Here is a 19,055-nt window from a genome sequence, read left to right on the forward strand (position 1 = left end):
GAACTGGTTCAGTTTCCTCTGTACAAGCACAGTGAGGTGTTGCTATGAGTTTCCATGCATCTGGTCGCGAACTTTCGTGCGAGGCCGGGGACTATTCCCTGAGCGTCGTCACCGTTGGTGCTGGGATCTCTTCCTTGAAGTGGAAGGGACGAAACCTCGTTCTTCCTCATAAGGTGACCGAAGTTGCACCCGGCTGGTCTGGAAAAATGCTCCTTCCTTGGCCTAATCGCATTGCCGATGGACGTTATTCGTGGAATGACAGGGAATACATGCTGCCCATCAATGACCGTGGGACTGGCACGGCGCTGCATGGACTTGCAGGGTGGGTTCCGTGGGAGATCGTTGACGCTACGGCATCTCACGTGAGATTAGAAACCTTTATTGCAGCTCAAGAGTCCTATCCCTGGCCTCTCACAGCACGCCTCGATCTACGTTTAGATCCAGAAAGCGGCCTAAATATTGAGCTGTCGGCAAAGAACTTAGGGGATTCTCCCGCGCCCTATGGGGCTTCTCTTCACCCCTATCTTCTGGGCGGCACCACAGCTGATGACTCGATACTGAGCCTGCCCGCCTCGCACATCGTCGATACCGACGAGAATCTATTGCCAACGGGAATCAACCCCGTCAGCGCTGCATACGACTTCCGCGTTCCTCGCATGGTTGACGATCTTTTCATCGACCACTGTTACGGCGGCCTTCAAGGGAATTGGGAAGTACGCGTGACGAATGCGCAGGGTGAAGGCGCAGCTTTGGCTTCCAATACCCCGTGGGTTCAAATCCATACAGCGGATGCCCTTGGCCGTCCAGGCCTCGCGGTTGAACCAATGACTTGCCCACCCGATGCCTTTAATTCGGGAATTGATCTGGTCTCTTTGGCCCCTGGCCAACGTCACCGCCTGTCTGTGTCCATCCGCGGACTGTAAGAGAGCATGTAATACTGAAGCGGTGTTGAGCTTTCAGGATGCGATTACTCGGGCCAGTGATTTGCCCGTCTCTCGACTGCTTCCTGATTTTCTACGTTCATGCAGTTCCGGTAGCGTATCAATTATTTCCGCCAGCGCTGGTAGTGGAAAGACGACTCTTATCCCCCTTGCCTGCACCGAGCTTCTTGAGCCTGGGCAGCGAGTCCTCGTCTGCTCTCCGCGGCGCGTAAGTGCACGTTCTTGTGCTCGTCGCTTGGCCCAGTTATTGGATGACCGCGTTGGCCACCTTGTGGGCTTTAGCGTCCGCGGTCAAAGCGAGCGGAGCACGTCGACTCGCATCGAATTTGTCACCCCCGGTGTCTTGACCCGAATGATTCACTCTGACCCAGAATTGCAGGGAATCGGTTGTGTCATTCTCGACGAGTTTCATGAACGGGCGGTCGATAGTGATCTTGCATGTGCCTTCCTGAGCGATATTCGCGAGGTTCTCCGCGAAGACCTTCGCCTGGTCATCATGTCTGCGACCGTCGATATTGACGCCCTTCGCAGCCTTCTAGCTGATTTTTCGCCTCAGGTTTTTGAGCTTAATCAAGAGCTTTATCCAGTTGATATTGTCTGGAAAACGCCGCCGCGCGGTGTCGACTATTTCCAGGGCGAGAGGGTGAGTATTCCTTTCCTCCGTCATATCGCTGTACTTGCTGTGCGGGCAATGGAACGTTATCCCGGAGACGTGCTTGTGTTTGTTCCAGGCATGCGTGAAATCTCCAAGGTATGCGAATTCCTTGAGGGAGTGGACGCGCGGGTCATTGCGCTTCACGGCCAACTGTCTCCATCCCAGCAGGATGAGATTTTTTCTCCTTCTCCTTCACGACGAATCATCGTTTCCTCCTCTATTGCAGAAAGTGCACTTACGGTCCCGGGAGTCCAGATCGTCATTGATTCAACATTGAGCAGGCATACGCGCTTTTCCCCCGCTCGCGAGGCCACTTCACTGGTCACGGTACCTTCGCCTCGTTCTTCTATGGTTCAGCGCGCGGGGCGAGCCGGACGCCTCGGTCCTGGAGTGTGCATTCGCGCTATGGAGTCCTCGGAATGGGCAATGCGTCCGCCCCATCCCTCCCCCGAAATCACAATCTGTGACCCCGTTGCGCCTTTGCTGTCTGTGGCGTGCTGGTCGCGCGCAGACTTCTCCTCTGTCCGTCTTCTTAATACCCCCAGCCGAGGCCTCGAGGAGTATGCGCGTTCCTCCCTTGAAGCTCTGGGTGCGATTGACGAGGCCGGACAAGCTCTACCCCACGGACGTTCACTTGCGCTCTCCCCAGTGGACCCTCGCATTGCCCACGCACTAAGCACGCTTGACGATGAAATTCCGCAAGAAATTGCGGCGCTTTGTGCAGCTGTGCTCTCTGAAGATTTACGTCCTCAGGGAGGCGACTTACTGAGCTGTCTATATTCACTTCCTCCCAGCGGTGTTCAAGCTGCCCGCATTGAAGAAACTGCCGGGCGTATTTGCCAGGATCCCCGCCCTATCTGGGATACACACTCACGTGCAAAAGTCGCAGCTGCTCTGGCAGATTTTATCTCTCGCGCATTTCCGCTTCGTCTTGCACGTCAACGTGAAGGAAGTAACCGCTATCTTCTTGTTTCTGGCGTAGGTGCCTCGCTTCCACAAGCTTCCGCTTTAGAGGGAAGCACATGGCTTGCAATAGCCGATCTGCAATCAACCACCGGCGATGGAATCATTCGTTCGGCGCTTCCTCTCGACCAAGACACTGCCTGCACGGCTGCAACCCATCTTCATAAATCCGTTTCGCGTTTGACGCTTGAGCATGGCAGAATCCTTGCAGTTATCGAGGAAAAACTCGGGGCTGTGACTTTGCGCAGTACCCGCGATCTCAATACTGATCGCGAAGCAGTGCGCTCCTTTGCTTTCACGGAGTTGGCGAAGATGAGCCTTGCAGATCTGCCGTGGACTCAAAGTGCGTCACAGCTACGACTGCGAATTCTCAAATGCCGGGAGTTTCTTGGAGACCCCTGGCCTCTTGTTGATGACGAACACTTCATCATTTCCTGCGGGCAGTTCTTGGCAGATCAGTGGAGTGACGGTCGTCCTCTAGCAGACCTGTCCCTGAGTGAGGCTCTGACATCCCTCTTAGCCTGGCCATTGAATAGGGACCTTGACCGTCAAGCACCAACACAAATCACAATCCCAACTGGCGCCGAGCGGCGCGTGGAATGGGATCACGAGGGGGCACGTGTCTCGCTACGTGTTCAAGAAGCATTTGGGTGGACAGAAACTCCCCGTTTCATGGATGGCCGACTTCCGCTGCGCATCGAACTCACGGATCCCGCGGGGCGTCCCGTGGCCATTACCAGTGATCTTGAATCCTTCTGGAAAGGTCCCTATCAGCAAGTACGGTCTGAGCTTCGAGGCCGCTACACCAAACATCATTGGCCTGAAGATCCCTTCTCGGTTGCTCCGACAGCACGAACGAAGCGCGCATCGATGAGATTAAAGTGAAGCGTCTCACCATCACCGCTTGCTTGGAATGATGTTGTTTCAGCTTTCGTTCTAGGAGGTAAGAAGGATCGCTCCACTCAGTAAAGGAGATACCGTGGAGAACTTTGACCTCATCGTTGTTGGAGGCGGGAAGGCCGGAAAGTCACTGGCGATGAATCGCGCCAAAAAAGGCTGGAAGGTTGCACTGATCGAACGACAGTTTATCGGCGGCACCTGCATTAACGTGGCGTGTATCCCCACTAAATCCTTGGTCGCCGCAGCGCGCCGTATGGAAGACACTCGCAGCGACGCGACTTTTGGTATTGAAGGCACCGCTGGCGCTTACATCAACGTAGAAAAACTGCGCGCACACAAGGAAGGTATCGTCTCGGCAATGGTTGCCGCACACGAGAAATTCTTCGCTGCACCAGGAATCGATTTCATGCGCGGAAGCGCTCGTCTTTTGGACGCGCACAGCGTTGAAGTCAAGCTTGAAGATGGAACACTCCGTCAACTCCATTCCGATCGTGTCCTGCTCAATCTGGGAACCAGCCCCGCACATCCTCCAATTCCCGGACTTTGGGAAGCTGGAGCATGGGATAGCGAGGATATCCTGCGAGTGGAAGAAATTCCCTCATCCCTTGTCATCATTGGCGGCGGATACATCGGCATCGAATTTGCATCCATGATGACAAGCTTCGGATCCAAGGTGACGGTTGTTGCTTCCGGCCCCCACATCCTCGACCGTGAAGATCCCGATATCGCAGCAATCTACGAAAAGAGCCTGCAGGATAGGGGTGTCACTATCCTCACTGGCGTTCTCGCAAAGTCCGGATCAAAGCAGGGCAATACGATCACCGTCGAGCTATCTGATGGTAGTAGCGTAAGCGCCGAAAAGGTGCTGGTTGCTGCAGGGCGTATCCCCAATACAAAGGGAATTGGCCTTGAAGAAGCTGGAGTGACGCTCGACCAACGAGGCTTCATTAGCGTTGATGATCATCTGCACACCAATGTCGATGGTGTCTGGGCTGCAGGCGACTGCGCAGGTACGCCCATGTTCACCCACGCCTCGTGGAACGACTACAGGATCATTCGCGAACAGATGGACGGAGTCTCCTTGGATGATCCACGGACTTCGAAGGCCGGACGCCTCATCCCCTGGGCACTGTTTGCTGAACCAGAGCTTGGGCGTATTGGATTGAACGAAACCGAAGCTAAGGAACAGGGGCTGGATGTCCTTGTCGCCTCGATCGATACTGCGGCAATTCCACGAGCAAAGACCATGCGCGATACGACTGGTAAGTGGAAGGCAATCGTTGACGCAAAGACCCACACAATTTTGGGCGCAACGCTAGTCGGTCCTCAGTCAGGTGAAGTCATCACCGCCGTTCAAGTAGCAATTGCCGCAGGCATGACCTACGAGCAGCTCCGGATGCTCCCCATCGCCCACCCAACAATGGGAGAAGGACTCAATATCCTCTTTGATTCTCTTGCCTAAGGTGGGCGCAACTTCGGCGAAGCAGCTGCGATTTCTTTAAGAGTCGAAACGGGTTGGCCCCGCAGTTTCTTAGGAAACTGCGGGGCCAACTGCGTCTATCAGACTGAGCTCACATACGTTCGGGAGCTTCAACGCCGAGAAGATCCAGACCACTACGCAAGACCTGCGTCACAGCATCATTGAGCCACAGGCGTGCAACATGGCCTTCGTCGACCGGATCATCTCCGCGAGGAGTAACGCGGCACTGGCCGTACCAGGTGTGGTAAGAGGCAGCAAGCTGCTCCAAGTAGCGAGCAACACGGTGAGGCTCACGCAGATCCGCGGCTTGTGCGACTTGGGCGGGGAACTGTGCAAGGACGCCCAGAAGATCGCTATCGGCCTGAGTATCCAATGCTGCGGGGTTAAAACCAGCATCGCGCGTGACGCCGTGCTCAGCAGCATTTCGCGCAACGTTGCGAGTACGCGCATGCGCGTACTGAACGTAGTAGACCGGGTTTTCGTTCGTACGCGATCCCAACAGATCCAAATCAATATCCAAGTTGGAATCCATGGAAACTCGAACCAGCGCATAACGGGCAGCATCCACGCCAACGGCATCGACCAAGTCGTCAAGGGTAACGATGGTTCCAGCGCGCTTGGACATACGGACCGGCACACCATCCTTCACCAGGTTCACCATCTGGCCAATGAGAATCTGCATATTGACGCCAGGCTTGTCGCCAAATGCTTCACACATCGCCATCATTCGACCAATGTAGCCATGGTGATCTGCACCCAGCAGGTAGATGGCAGCATCGGCACCGCGGCGACGCTTATCAAGGTAGTAGGCGACGTCACCGGCAAAGTACGCTGCTTGACCGTCGGACTTAATCAGAACACGGTCCTTGTCATCGCCGTAAGAGGTCGTCCGCAGCCAAACAGCTCCATCCTGGTCAAAGACTTCGCCGCGCTGACGCAGAGTCTCAATTGCAGCGTCAACAGCTCCCGAATTATGGAGCGAATCTTCGTGGAAGAAAACGTCAAATTCAGAGCGGAAATCACGCAGGCGCTGCTTGATTTCATCGAACATTAGCTCGACGCCACGCGCGCGGAATGCCTCAACAGCTTCTTCTTCGGGAAGAGTGACCGGATCGGGCTCCCCTGCTGCGACAGCATCTTCACGTACTTGCGCAGCAATATCGGCAATGTACTGGCCGCCGTAACCATCTTCGGGTGCCTCATGACCCATCGCGCGCGCATAGAGAGAACGGGCGAAACGATCGATCTGCGAACCGTGATCATTGAAGTAGTACTCGCGGGTCACCTTCGCACCCGATGCCTTCATCAGGCGCGCAAGGGAATCTCCCACGGCCGCCCAGCGTGCACCACCAAGGTGAACCGGACCCGTGGGGTTGGCGGAGACATACTCCAAGTTAATGTGCAGGCCCTTCATCGATTCGCCACTGCCGAAAGCGCCACCGGCCTCGACAATGGTGCGGGCAAGCTCGCCTGCAGAGGCGGCGGCAAGACGAATATTGATGAAGCCGGGACCAGCGATTTCGGCGCTGTCAATACCCTCGAGTTCATTGAGGTCATTAACGAGGACCTGCGCAAAGTCACGCGGGTTCATTCCCGCCTTCTTTGCTAATTGCATGGCAATATTGCTGGCCCAGTCGCCATGGTCACGGTTACGAGGCCTCTCAACCTTCACCGTCTCGGGGAGGTCTGCGGGCTCGAGAGCCAAGTTGCCCTGCTTGATCTCAGCAAGCAAAAGGTCGTGGATATGAGATGCAAGTTCTTCTGGAGTCACCATTTAAGGGTAATCGTTTCGATTGCTCCCATGCCACAGAGAAACTCTGTGACACCTCACAAAATCTGGAGTAAAGTTCGGTTATACGAAGATTTTGATCTGTGGAGATAGAAAATGAGTAGTCGCCGTCTCAAGCAGCATCGACTATTTGCCTTGATGGGTCCAGCATTTATTGCAGCAATTGCCTATGTAGACCCCGGTAATGTCGCTGCGAATATCACTGCGGGTGCCCGCTACGGATATCTCTTGGTATGGGTGCTTGTTCTTTCGAATCTCTCAGCCATGCTTGTCCAATACCTCTCAGCAAAATTGGGCATTGTCACTGGAAAATCACTCCCTGCACTTCTTGGTGAACGCCTTCGTCCGCACAATCGAATTCTGTTCTGGGTCCAAGCGGAAGTCGTCGCAGCGGCAACCGATCTCGCTGAAGTTATTGGTGGAGCAATCGCACTCAACCTTCTCTTCGGAATTCCCCTCTTATGGTCCGGCGTCATCATTGGTGCCGCATCCATCGTTATCCTGCTCTTTCAAGGACACCGCCAGAATATTTTTGAAGCAGTGATCATCGGGATGCTTGTCGTTATTACTGCAGGATTCTTAGCGGGGCTTTTCTTCGCGCCCCCTCAGTGGTCTGAAGTTGCAAGCGGGCTGATTCCCCGATTCAAGGGCACCGACTCAATCTTGGTCGCAGCCTCGATGCTCGGCGCAACTGTCATGCCGCACGCGATTTACCTGCACTCTTCCTTGGTCAACGACCACCACACAGATCCGGAAATCGAACGACCCCACAAGCGTGCGCTTCTTCGCGCAACTCGTCACGATATCTTGTGGGCACTGAGCATTGCCGGAATCGTCAATATCGGCCTACTCCTTCTTGCTGCCTCGGCTTTGTCTGGAGTCGAAGGAACCGACACCATCGAAGGCGCCTACCACGCGATCGCAAACGCCCTGGGCGGCACCGTTTCCACCATCTTCGCTCTTGGCCTGCTGGCCTCGGGTCTAGCATCAACCTCGGTGGGTGCCTACGCGGGTTCAGAAATCATGAACGGTCTTCTCCACGTGAACGTCCCGCTGTTGGCACGCCGCTTGGTAACGATCATTCCGGCCCTGATCATCTTGGGAATGGGAGCAGAACCAACATGGGCATTGGTGCTCTCACAGGTCGCTCTTTCCTTTGGTATCCCCTTTGCCATTGTGCCGCTCATGTATCTGACGCGAAACAAGAAGCTCATGGGCGAATATGTGAATAAGCCGCTGACAATCGCAGTGGCATCTGTGATTGCAGCGGCAATTATTCTTCTCAATATTCTGTTGGCCTATCTGACCATTACCGGTCAGGGCTAAGCGACAGCACCCAATCGGGTATTAGTACGCATCCATCACTGCGATGCGACGCTTGTGACGCTCATCCTCGCTGAAAGGCGTTTCCAAGAAGGTCAAAACAAAGCGGGTGGCATCTTCCTTCGAGTGCTGACGAGCCCCGACGGCAATAACATTCGCATTGTTGTGTTCACGGGCAAGCACGGCGATGTCTTCGTTCCATACCAGTGCCGCACGCGCGCCCTTAACCAAGTTGGCAGCCATCTGCTCGCCATTTCCCGAACCGCCAATGACTACCCCCAAAGAGCCGGGATCAGAAACAACACCTTCAGCGGCTTCGATACACATCTGCGGGTAGTCATCGTTGGGATCATAGGTTGTTGCACCGTGATCGATAACCTCATACCCCGAATCACGAAGGACCTTCACCAGGTGTTCTTTAAGTTCGAATCCGGCATGATCAGTTGCAATATGGACGCGCATGTAAACTTCCATTCACGTTGAAGAGAGGGAACCCCTTCATGATACGGCCTGATCCGGGGATCTACTAGCGTTTGAGCTCGGGCTAAAGACTGATAAACTGAGGCGGTTGCCCCGATAGCTCAGTGGATAGAGCGTTCGCCTCCGGAGCGAAAGGTCGCAGGTTCGAATCCTGTTCGGGGCACTTTTCGCGCCACAATGATGGAACGCACCAAGAGCACCGCAAACCACGCGCCAAAAAGCAAGGCATCAACGCGAGGCGACAAAAGCGTCGCACACCATGCTCCAAAAGGAACTGCGCACACAGCCGTGCAGCCAACGATCAATGCGGGGCCAAGGCGGACAAGGCCTCGTCGATAATTCGTTACTGTTCCACTGAGCGCACCCGGAAGCATCACAACCATCGACACTCCACGCGCACCTAGGTCAGACATGCCCAGTAGGGTCAGTCCAGGAATCGCAACTCCTCCCCCACCAATTCCCAACAAACCGGCAAGAAAACCACACAAAGTTCCCAGCAGGAACAGTGCTATTCCCACCTGAAGTGTTATGTCGAGGACCCCCTCGCGAGCAGGAACATACACAACCTGGATCACAATCAATGTCACAACGAATGCGACAAACCCCCAGCGCAGAACAGCCTCAGACAGTCGCGCAAGCATCCACGTTCCCACCTGTACACCGATCACCATACCCACTGTCATCAAAAGCGCAGGAATCCAGGCGATTCTGCCGACAGCGGCATAGGAGATCACCCCAGAAATGCAGGTTGGAACGATGGCTAGCAAACTTGACGCCGAGGCCTCGCGCTGAGAATAGCCAACCGCCATGAGCGCGGGGATAATGACTGTTCCACCACCAATTCCAAACAAACCTGACAGTGAGCCTGCAAATAAACCGGCAACGATCAGTAGCGCGACATCACGCGCACGCTGGGACATTGAACCTCCTTGATGAACTCCATGATAGGCACGCCGATCGGATAGGAAGATACTCACTGCCCCGTGCAGCGCCATAGCCTAGGATAAGTGAGGCGATATGCCAACCAGATTCACTGTCAAGGAGTTCTTGTGGAATACCCACTGTGGTCTCTGCTTCCCTTTGTCGCAATGCTCGCATCTATCGCGGTATTGCCACTAATTCCTGCCACCTCACACTGGTGGGAGCGCAATTCCTCTCAGCTCACCGTCGCGCTAATCTTGGCAGTTCCGACGACACTGTGGATGTTCTGGAAGGCCGGCAGCGCCCCCCTGATTGACACGGGGATTGAATACTTCCAATTCATCTGCCTTTTGTTTTCGCTCTACGTGGTCTCGGGCGGCATTCACCTCGCCGGTGACATTCGGGCAACCCCCCGGAACAACACAATCTTCTTGGCAATTGGTGGCGTTCTCGCATCTTTCATTGGAACAACTGGCGCGGCAATGCTGTTGATCCGTCCCCTGCTTGCCACCAACCGCGAGCGCGTCAACAAGGTCCACACCGTTCTCTTTACGATCTTCATCGTCGCTAACTGCGGCGGTTTGCTGACCCCTCTGGGTGACCCACCACTCTTCCTTGGTTTCCTCAACGGTGTTCCTTTCACGTGGACGCTGAACCTATGGAAGGAATGGGCATTCGTCCTTGGGATCCTTCTCCTCTCGTACTATTCGCTTGATCGCCTGTACTACGCAAGCGAGCCCAAGGCGGCCATCGAAGAGGACAACGAGGACATTGAACCGCTGCGCCTACACGGTGCAATTAATCTTCTGTTCTTCGCAGCGATTATCTGCTCCGTTGCCTTCCTGCCTTCATGGGATGCCGAGGCCATCATCGAAGGTCACGCGCACGGAAGCGAGTTGGTTCCGTGGCGTGAGGTCGTCATGCTTATCGCAGCTGGGCTTTCACTGACTGTTGGCAATAAAAAGGTCCGCTACGAGGAGAACGCTTTCCAGTGGTCCCCCATTGCCGAAGTTGCTGCACTCTTCATCGGCATTTTCGCCACGATGGCCCCCGCACTGCGCGTCCTCGAAGAAGTTGCGCCTTCTCTTCCCCTCAACCGCGGAACTTTCTTCGTCTTCACGGGTTCCTTGTCCTCGGTCTTGGACAATGCTCCGACCTACATGACCTTCTTTGGAATGGCAAAGACCTTAGGCGGGGACGGGACGCTCATTGCCGGAGTTCCCGAGGCCTATCTGATCCCGATCTCCTTGGGTGCAGTTTTCTGCGGCGCTATTACATACATTGGCAATGGTCCGAACTTCATGGTCAAGTCCGTGGCCGAGGCCGACGGCATCGAAATGCCCAGTTTCGGTCGCTACATTGTGGATTCATTCATGTTGCTTGTTCCCGAGCTTGCAGCGATGGCAATGATTTTCATTGGCAGTGGTTGGGTCCGCATCGCAGGTATCGCAGTGGCCGTCGTGTTGGTGGGGATTTCATTCTGGCGAATCGCACGCGCCCGTACCATCGAACTGGCAACCCGCACCCAAGGCATTGATGCCTAAGCGGTTTAGGCAACACCGTCGTCTATTCGGCATTTGCCGGTGCAATCGGATACCACTGGCCTCGTTCTTCAAGAACTTTGCGAGCCCTTGTTGGATAGTCCGTGATGATTCCATCAACGCCAAGATCTAGCAGACGATGCATCTGTTCTTCCTCGTTGACGGTCCAGACGTGCACGGCACACCCCAAGGCGTGTGCCGTAGCGACAAAGCGGCGATCGACAACTCGAATCACCCCCATTTTTTCAGGAACTTGAACCGCCCATACCCCTTCAAGAGGTCCTGGGACAAGGAGACGTCTGGCAGGCTGTGCGAGCTGTGAAGCTGCAACAAGACGAGTAACCGCGCCGACTCCTAGAGAGGTGACCAGACGCGGCTCCAAACGACGCAGGCGACGCAGCCGTGATTCGTCAAAGGAAGCGACTAAGACACGTCCAAGCGCATCATGTTCATGGATCACTTCGAGCAAAGGAAGCGCAACTTCCTCACTCTTAGCATCGATATTGAAATACATGTCGGGGAACTCATCCAAGGCCTCGGCCAAGCGGATCATTCGCCCACCATCAACACCGCGCAATTCACGCAGCTCGCTCCAGTTCATCTCACGGATTTTGCCGCTTGCTGAATACGTGCGATCAACCTCGGGATCATGGTTGAGAACAACCTGACCATCGGCGCTTAAATGTGCGTCTGTTTCAACGTGATAGACCTGAATATTACGTAGCGCTTCAAAAGCTTCTGGGGTGTTCTCAGGTCCTTCTGCTCCCCCGCCTCGATGCGCAAGAATAATCGGTCCGTCGCCCACAACCCGATACATGCTTAGCACTCCTTACCGATGTGGACCGCTTTATGGTCCGCCATCCATACCTCCGGGTCAACCGGTTGATCTGAAGAATTGTGAATCTCAAAGTGAAGGTGAGGTCCAGTAGACCAGCCATTTGATCCAACGGCTCCGATTTGCTCGCCAGCTGAAACCTGTTGGCCGACCTTGACTTTAATATCCTTCATGTACTGGTGAAGGTAAGCAGAATAGAACACGCTTCCATCACTTGCTGTGTGACGAATTGTCACAAGAGCTCCAGAACGAGAATTTTCTGAAACCTCTGTCACCTGTCCAGCAAATACCGCGTGAATTGGCGTGCCAAGCGGGGCAGCCATATCAACGCCTTCATGCATGAGCAAGGTTCCCGAGACGGGTGAAATGCGCATCGAGAAAGGCGAGGTGATTTGGTAGGTGCCCTCTTGAAGAGGCCAGTAGATCGTATCCGCCTTCGTCAAAGTGCGCGTACCGTCAGCCGCACCGCCCCCATCGCCGACGCACTGAACCATGAGCGGCGAACGCACCCGCGATCGCGAGGCGGCATCGACCTGCGCGTTGAGGCCGGAAGAAAGCGAAACGGCCTCAGAATCAGAGGCCCACGATTGCGAGCCAATTGCTGCGCCGAACTGACGCGAAGGAATAGAGATTGAAACGTCGGGACGAAGAAAACCACTGAGCGGAACCGCGATGGTCATTGCGCCTAAAGAAAGAAGAACACTGGAACGCACAAGAAGTCGACCGGCCCTACCGCGCTTTCGTCCCAGAGGTTCAGCAGAAGGAATCTGAGCAACATCAACCTGCGCACGCTCCGCGCGCTCGTGGGCGCGCTGGCGTCGCGTGGGTAAGTTCGGTGCTGGTGTCGTCATAGCTTTTTAATCATCCCAAATATTTTTCACTCACGCAGGTACTTGTGTCCTAGCGCTCATGCTTGGCGATGACCCCCCGGAAGCGAATCGCGTTGAAGTGCATCGCGAACCTCACCGACAAGACGCTCAAGAATATCTTCAAGGAAAAGCACTCCTTGAACGTTTCCATCCTTCCCAATAACCTCTGCGAGGTGGACGCCCGCACGCTGCATATGGCGCAGAGCATCTTCGACCTCAGCTTCCATAGAGACCGCTTCCATCTTGCGGATTCTCCATGAAGTCACAGGTTCGAATCGCTCGGCACCCTCGGCATACAAGACGTCCTTAAGGTGAATATATCCGCTAAGCACTCCGGAGTCGTCGGCAACGGGGAATCGCGAGAAACCGGTACGTGCGACTTCCCTCTCGACGTCCTCGGGAGTGCTCTCAGCACTCAAAATCACCAATTCGCTCAGCGGAACCATGACATCAGAGGCGTTCTCAGTAGAAAACTCTAGGGTTCCAGAGAGCAAGCCCAGATCATCATCAATCATTCCCTCTTGCTGAGAACGCTCAACAATTGTCGCCATCTCTTCAATAGTGAAGGTCGCAGAGATCTCTGACTTTGGTTCAACTCCCGCCACGCGTAAGAACCAATTTGCCAGGTGATCCATAGCGTGAATGATCGGGCGAAGGACATGGCCGATATTGACCAAAATCGGCGCAAGGACCAGAAGAAGACGCTGTGGATTCGCAATTGAAAGGTTCTTCGGAACCATTTCACCGAAAACAACGTGAAGGAACAGCACTAAGACCAAAGAAAAGGTGAAGCCAACAACGTGCACCCACGAATACGGCAGCCCCCATTTTTCCATCGGTCCCTCAACCATTGCGGCAAAAGTTGGTTCAGCAACCACACCCAAAGAGGTAGAAGCTACGGTCACGCCCAACTGACAGATCGCCAGCATCAAGGACACGTGCTCTAAGGCAAAGAGCGCATAACGCGATCCTCGAACTCCTTCTTCAACCAAAGGTTCAATCTGGGAGCGCCTGGAGGAGGTCGTCGCAAATTCGCCGGCGACGAAAAAGGCATTCATCGCTAGTAAAAGTACGGTAAGAACCAAAGCAAGGGTGCTATTCACAGGAGTACCTCACCTTCGGCCTCGTGAACGGGCGGGACAACGCTCACCTGCATGACGCGCCTACCCATCATCTGGATAACCTCGAGCTGCACGCCAGCGACAACGCATCGATCTCCAACCTGTGGGATCGTTCCTAGCTCAGTCATAATCAGGCCTGCAAGAGTGTCATAGGGCCCATCATCAGGAAGAAAAATCTTAATTTTCTGCGCGAGTTCATCAATCCGCAGGCGCCCCGGAACAAGGTAGGACCCATCGGGACGAGGACGAATACCTAGGCGACGTTGATCGTGCTCATCGGCGACATCTCCAACGATCTCCTCGACGACGTCTTCGAGAGTGACAATTCCGGAAACACCACCGTACTCATCAACAACCACTGCCATCTGCAAGCCTTCTTCACGCAACTGAACCAAAAGGGTTGCCAAATCCAAGGTCTCAGGGACGCGTGGGGCATCAGCTAAAAGAGAGGAAGAAAGGACCGGAACCTCATCACGCTTTTCACAGGGAACCGCAACAGCCCTGCGCAATGAGACAAAACCAATGATGTCGTCGCGATCCTCACCAATCACAGGGAAACGAGAGTGTCCAGTTTCATGCGCAGCACGGACGACATCAGAAGCATAGGCATCATCGGGAATCGTGTGAAGAAGCCCGCGATCTGTCATGACATCCACGGCAGTAAGTTCAGTTATGCGGATGGAATTCGTGAAGAGCGAAGCCGTCGAAGTATCCAATGTCCCTTCTTGAGCCGAGTGGCGAACCATCGCAGCTAATTCTGATGCCGATCGTGCAGATGAAAGCTCTTCTTGGGGCTCTACTCCCAAAAGACGCAATATCCCGTTGGCGGAGGAATTCAGGACGACAATTACCGGCTTGAAGATCACAGTGAAGAGAGTGTTAAAGGGGACAATGCGTCCCGCAGTCTTCAAGGGATGGGCCAGTGCCAGGTTTTTCGGAACAAGCTCGCCAAAAACCATGGACATAACATTGATGATGACCGCCGCGACTCCCACTCCAACAGCCGAAGAAATAGCAGTGGATAGCCCGAGGCCGACTCCCGCCTCGGTGAGAAGATCCGCGAGCGCTGATTGCGTTGTATATCCCAAGAGAATGGTCGTTAAGGTGATGCCAACCTGCGAACCCGAAAGTTGAGTCGAGAGGTTCTTAATGGCTTGCCCCACCTGGCGTGCCCGGGCATCACCCGCAGCTGCACGACTTTCAACGACGGCCTGGTCAAGGGCAACAAGAGAAAATTCTGCGGAAACAAAGATGAACGTACCCGCGGTGAGGATCACTCCTAAAAGGAGCATTGCGATATCAAGAAGCACGCTGGCCTCCCACCATTTGGTGGTGAACACGCATCGAACTTTGGTCAGGGCAACAACTGTCACTATCCATGGTTGTTCCAGTCTATCTGGACTCACCCATCTTCGAAGTGTGAGAAAGGCCCGCGTAGGAAAGGGCATTCTGGACGTGAGGGCCTAAAATAATGTCAAGACTCACATGGCCGTGTTCAGGGAAAAGGATGGTGTAACGGTGGCGGATTCCCCACGTTCACACGAATGGGTTCAACAAATGCGTCAGCAGTGGTTGACCGATCCACTCAGCGTCGATGCGTCTTGGCGCGCCTATTTTGAGGGCGATACCGTCCCGGCACAGCTCCATCGAAGCCAGGCTCCTCTCCCGACTCAGCCCACCGCCGTTGTCAGTGCCGAGGCCGCTTTGGCCGCTCACGAGGACAATCCGGCAACGGAGCAGCCGGAACTTTCGGTGACCCGCTCCGATCTTCCTCCCGCTCCTCCAGCGCAATCCGCCCAGGCCTCGTCACCCTATGCACGTATTCACCACACTTCCCCGGTTGCCTCGTCTTTGTCAGAGCAGGCAGAAACCCAAGACGAACTCCATGTGTTGAAGGGCATTGCTCGAGCAACGGCGCGCAACATGGATGAGTCACTCACCATCCCAACAGCAACTTCTCAACGTCAGATTGCGGCAAAGATCCTCATTGAGAATCGATCAGTCATCAATGCGCACCTCGCACGCACGGTTGGTGGCAAGGTTTCATTTACCCACCTCATCGGCTACGCGATTGTCGAGGCACTCTGCGAAATGCCGCAGATGAACGTCCGCTACTCACTCAACGATGGCAAGCCGGCTATCGATGAGCGCGCACACGTCGGTTTTGGACTGGCGATCGATATCCAGCACGCAGGTGAACGCCGTCTTGTTGTCCCCGTGATTCATCAGGCCGATACTCTCACCTTCACCGGTTTCGTTGAGGCCTATCAGGACATCATTTCACGCGCGAAAGCTGGCTCACTCAGCGCTGAAGACTACCAGGGAGCGACGGTTACCCTCACAAATCCCGGAACCATTGGAACGACAACTTCCGTTCCGCGTCTAATGAATGGTCAGGGTGTCATCATCGGCGTGGGCGCAATGGATTACCCCGCGGAATTTGCGGGAGTTTCTCCGCGTAAACTTGCCCTTTTGGGCATCGGCAAGACGATGTTCGTCTCCTCTACCTACGACCATCGCGTAATCCAGGGCGCTGCTTCAGGAGATTTCCTGCGCCTCCTTGATCTCAAACTCAGTGGACGCGACGGTTTCTACGACCGCGTGTTTACAGCGCTTCATATCCCAGTTCCTCCCTACACGTGGGAAGCGGACTTCGAATACGATCTGGAGCGCGAGAAGGGCAAGCCCGCTCGTATCGCCGAACTCATCCAGGCCTACCGTTCACGAGGCCATTTGGCAGCGGATACCGATCCCCTGGCTTATCGCGTCCGCCGCCACCCCGATTTGAACCTTTCAACCTACGGCTTGACCGTGTGGGACTTGGATCGTTCATTCCCCACGGGTGGCTTCGGTGGAAGCGAGCAGATGCTGCTTCGCGATCTGCTTGCCCGCCTGCACGATACCTATATTCGTTCTATCGGTATCGAATACATGCACATTCAGGACCCGAACCAGCGACAGTGGGTCCAAGAACGCATTGAAGGCCCTTTCGAAGCGCCTTCCTCTAAGGAACAGCGCCGCATTCTTTCGACCCTCATTCACGCTGAGGCTTTCGAAGAGTTCTTGCAGACAAAGTACCTGGGCCAGAAGCGTTTCTCTCTGGAAGGCGGGGAATCACTGATCCCACTTTTGGACGAGATCTTGAATAAGGCCGCACACCACGGGATCCACGAGGTTGCCATTGCAATGGCTCACCGCGGGCGCTTGAATGTTCTGGCTAATCTTGCTGGGAAGAGCTATGCCCAGATTTTCTCCGAGTTCGAAGGAAATCAGGATCCGCGCACTGTCCAGGGGGCCGGCGACGTCAAGTATCACCTGGGTACCGAAGGCGTATATTCCTCTGAAGACGGCGTAGCAACGAAGATTTCTCTTGCTGCCAATCCTTCGCATCTCGAGGCCGCTGACGGCGTTCTTGAGGGCATTGTCCGCGCGAAGCAAGATGTCTTGGGCGATCCTGATTTCCCCGTGGTTCCACTGCTCATTCACGGCGATGCTGCCTTCATTGGTCAGGGTGTCGTTCAAGAGACTCTGAATATGTCTCAGCTGACCGGCTATCGCACTGGCGGGACCATTCACGTCATTGTCAACAACCAGATTGGTTTTACAACCGGTCCGGCTTCGGGTCGTTCAACGCGCTATCCAACCGATTTGGCCAAGGGCCTGCAGGTCCCGATCTTCCATGTCAATGGTGATGATCCCGAGGCCGTAGTCCGCGTGGCTGCATTGGCTTTGGATTTCCGCGAGACTTTCCACAAGGATGTCATCATCGACATGACCTGTTACCGCCGTCGCGGTCACAATGAGGGCGACGATCCCTCAATGACGCAGCCGGTCATGTACTCGCTCATTTCAAAGCTTCCGTCCACCCGTGAGGTCTACATCCGTAACCTCGTTGGCCGTGGTCAGTTGACCGATGAAGAAGCTCGCGCGTCGATCCGCGCATACGAGGCCGAGCTCAGCGAAATCCTTGAGCACACCCGTGAACACGGTTGGGCCCCGCAGCAAGAACACCACTCTGAGGATGATCAGTGGCAAGTTCCCGAAAGCCAGCTTCCCGGCGCGGGAATGATGATTGGCTGGTCTTCGGCAGTCAGTCCCGAGGCGCTCGAGCGCATCGGTGACGCCTACGTGAATTTCCCGCCTGATTTCACCGTGCATCCCAAGCTTGAAAAGCTGTGCCAGAAGCGCCAGGAAATGGCGACTGGTCACGCCCCAATTGATTGGGGTTTCGCGGAGCTCCTGGCCTTTGGCACTTTGTTGATGGAGGGAACACCTATTCGTCTCTCGGGCGAGGACGCACGACGTGCGACATTCGTCCAGCGCCATGCAGTTTTGCACGATCATAAAGACGGTCGTGAGTTCACTCCCCTACACTTCCTTACTCCCGACCAGGCAAACTTCGATGTTTTCGATTCGCCGCTGTCGGAGTATGCGGTATTGGCCTATGAGTATGGCTACTCCATCGAGCGCCCCGAAGCCCTGGTTTTGTGGGAAGCGCAGTTTGGAGACTTCGCAATTGGCGCTCAAACGGTCATTGATGAGTTTGTTTCTTCTGCGGAAACAAAGTGGGGACAGCGTTCTTCCTTGGTCATGCTCTTGCCGCACGGCCAAGAGGGGCAAGGCCCAGACCATTCATCTGCACGAATCGAGCGATACCTGCAGCTTGCCGCAGAAAACAACATGTGGATCGTTCAGCCCTCTACTCCGGCGAATCACTTCCACATGCTGCGCACTCAGGCCTACAAGCGGCCTCGTAAGCCTCTCATCGCTTTCACTCCGAAGCAGCTGTTGCGTCTGCATGCTGCCTCATCGCGTCTCAAGGAATTCACTACTGGCTCCTTCACTCCCGTGTACGGCGAGGTCGATTCGCGGGTGGAAACAAACCGCGTGTCGCGAGTGATTTTGTGCTCGGGACGGGTCTACTACGACCTGATCCATGAGCGGGAAGAGCGCGGTGCATGGAATACGGCGATTATTCGCGTTGAGCAGCTCTATCCGCTTCCCACTGAGGAGCTCCGTCAGGCTCTGTCTACATTCCCGAATGCCGAACTTCTGTGGGTCCAAGATGAGCCGAAGAACCAGGGAATTTGGCCTCACTTCGCACTGAATTTGTTCCCCGAGCTAGGAATTGCGCCAACTCTGGTTTCCCGTCCAGAGAGCGCAACGACCGCCGCCGGGCGAGCAAGCTTGCATCGCGAACAGGCCGCGGAGCTCATGCGCCGGGCCTTCGCATAGGG

The 19,055-nt window shown here is 55.0% G+C and carries 12 protein-coding genes, 1 tRNA gene and 1 pseudogene; 7 read left to right on the forward strand and 7 right to left on the reverse strand.

What is annotated here, in order from left to right:
- Positions 1-44: 44 nt before the first annotated feature.
- From ADG72_RS02085 to ADG72_RS02095, 3 genes are all read left to right on the forward strand, one after another.
- Positions 45-923 (forward strand): aldose-1-epimerase, encoded by an 879-nt coding sequence (locus tag ADG72_RS02085; protein ID WP_048711845.1) that lies wholly within the window; start codon positions 45-47, stop codon positions 921-923.
- Positions 924-945: 22 nt separating this feature from the next.
- On the forward strand, positions 946-3,444 hold the full coding sequence (gene hrpB / locus ADG72_RS02090; protein WP_065427144.1) for an ATP-dependent helicase HrpB: 2,499 nt from the start codon (positions 946-948) through the stop codon (positions 3,442-3,444).
- Positions 3,445-3,538: 94 nt separating this feature from the next.
- The gene (locus ADG72_RS02095) at positions 3,539-4,921 is read left to right on the forward strand and encodes a dihydrolipoyl dehydrogenase family protein (protein ID WP_048711846.1); all 1,383 of its coding nucleotides are present in this window, start codon (positions 3,539-3,541) and stop codon (positions 4,919-4,921) included.
- 109 nt (positions 4,922-5,030) lie between these two features.
- Here the strand turns inward: ADG72_RS02095 and argS are convergent, their stop codons facing one another.
- Positions 5,031-6,710, reverse strand: coding sequence for an arginine--tRNA ligase (argS, locus tag ADG72_RS02100; protein ID WP_192831722.1), 1,680 nt, complete (start codon positions 6,708-6,710; stop codon positions 5,031-5,033).
- Positions 6,711-6,824: 114 nt separating this feature from the next.
- Between argS and ADG72_RS02105 the strand changes: the two genes are divergently transcribed.
- A complete protein-coding gene (locus tag ADG72_RS02105) occupies positions 6,825-8,054 on the forward strand; it encodes an Nramp family divalent metal transporter (protein ID WP_048711848.1) in 1,230 nt (409 codons plus the stop codon).
- Positions 8,055-8,075: 21 nt separating this feature from the next.
- On the opposite strand, the gene ADG72_RS02110 is transcribed toward ADG72_RS02105, so the two are convergent.
- Entirely contained in the window at positions 8,076-8,513 is a 438-nt protein-coding gene (locus tag ADG72_RS02110) for a ribose-5-phosphate isomerase (protein ID WP_019126177.1), read from the reverse strand.
- A gap of 108 nt (positions 8,514-8,621) precedes the next feature.
- On the opposite strand from ADG72_RS02110, the gene ADG72_RS02115 reads away from it, so the two are divergent.
- Positions 8,622-8,694: transfer RNA gene (locus ADG72_RS02115), tRNA-Arg, on the forward strand.
- A 13-nt stretch (positions 8,695-8,707) separates the two neighbouring features.
- On the opposite strand, the pseudogene ADG72_RS08895 reads toward ADG72_RS02115, so the two are convergent.
- Positions 8,708-9,526 (reverse strand): annotated as a pseudogene (locus ADG72_RS08895) (sulfite exporter TauE/SafE family protein); the annotation flags it as partial.
- A 54-nt stretch (positions 9,527-9,580) separates the two neighbouring features.
- On the opposite strand from ADG72_RS08895, the gene ADG72_RS02120 reads away from it, so the two are divergent.
- Positions 9,581-10,996, forward strand: coding sequence for a sodium:proton antiporter (locus tag ADG72_RS02120; RefSeq protein WP_048711852.1), 1,416 nt, complete (start codon positions 9,581-9,583; stop codon positions 10,994-10,996).
- A 22-nt stretch (positions 10,997-11,018) separates the two neighbouring features.
- On the opposite strand, the gene ADG72_RS02125 is transcribed toward ADG72_RS02120, so the two are convergent.
- From ADG72_RS02125 to ADG72_RS02140, 4 genes are read right to left on the reverse strand one after another with little or no spacing between them, the layout of a single operon-like run.
- Complete coding sequence (locus tag ADG72_RS02125; RefSeq protein WP_048711853.1) at positions 11,019-11,810, reverse strand: glycerophosphodiester phosphodiesterase family protein; 792 nt, start codon at positions 11,808-11,810, stop codon at positions 11,019-11,021.
- 2 nt (positions 11,811-11,812) lie between these two features.
- On the reverse strand, positions 11,813-12,679 hold the full coding sequence (locus ADG72_RS02130) for a M23 family metallopeptidase (RefSeq protein WP_080978633.1): 867 nt from the start codon (positions 12,677-12,679) through the stop codon (positions 11,813-11,815).
- Between the two features lie 56 nt (positions 12,680-12,735).
- Positions 12,736-13,800 carry a hemolysin family protein gene (locus tag ADG72_RS02135; protein ID WP_048711855.1) on the reverse strand — a complete coding sequence of 355 codons (1,065 nt, stop codon included), beginning with the start codon at positions 13,798-13,800 and terminating at the stop codon, positions 12,736-12,738.
- Complete coding sequence (locus tag ADG72_RS02140; RefSeq protein ID WP_048712069.1) at positions 13,797-15,110, reverse strand: hemolysin family protein; 1,314 nt, start codon at positions 15,108-15,110, stop codon at positions 13,797-13,799. Before ADG72_RS02140 ends, ADG72_RS02135 begins: the two co-directional genes overlap by 4 nt.
- Before the next feature lie 193 nt (positions 15,111-15,303).
- Between ADG72_RS02140 and ADG72_RS02145 the strand changes: the two genes are divergently transcribed.
- A complete protein-coding gene (locus tag ADG72_RS02145; RefSeq protein ID WP_048711856.1) occupies positions 15,304-19,053 on the forward strand; it encodes a multifunctional oxoglutarate decarboxylase/oxoglutarate dehydrogenase thiamine pyrophosphate-binding subunit/dihydrolipoyllysine-residue succinyltransferase subunit in 3,750 nt (1,249 codons plus the stop codon).
- Positions 19,054-19,055 lie beyond the last annotated feature (2 nt).

The sequence above is a fragment of the Trueperella pyogenes genome (genome assembly GCF_001070855.1).
GTDB classification, from domain to species: domain Bacteria; phylum Actinomycetota; class Actinomycetes; order Actinomycetales; family Actinomycetaceae; genus Pauljensenia; species Pauljensenia pyogenes_A.

Bases quoted from the DNA above. Each gene is read 5' to 3' on its own strand.
- ADG72_RS02125 (WP_048711853.1), bottom strand. From the start codon at position 11,810: ATGTATCGGGTTGTGGGCGACGGACCGATTATTCTTGCGCATCGAGGC.
- ADG72_RS02110 (WP_019126177.1), bottom strand. From the start codon at position 8,513: ATGCGCGTCCATATTGCAACTGATCATGCCGGATTCGAACTTAAAGAA.
- ADG72_RS02130 (WP_080978633.1), bottom strand. From the start codon at position 12,679: ATGACGACACCAGCACCGAACTTACCCACGCGACGCCAGCGCGCCCAC.
- ADG72_RS02140 (WP_048712069.1), bottom strand. From the start codon at position 15,110: ATGCTCCTTTTAGGAGTGATCCTCACCGCGGGTACGTTCATCTTTGTT.
- ADG72_RS02145 (WP_048711856.1), top strand. From the start codon at position 15,304: ATGGCCGTGTTCAGGGAAAAGGATGGTGTAACGGTGGCGGATTCCCCA.
- ADG72_RS02085 (WP_048711845.1), top strand. From the start codon at position 45: ATGAGTTTCCATGCATCTGGTCGCGAACTTTCGTGCGAGGCCGGGGAC.
- ADG72_RS02105 (WP_048711848.1), top strand. From the start codon at position 6,825: ATGAGTAGTCGCCGTCTCAAGCAGCATCGACTATTTGCCTTGATGGGT.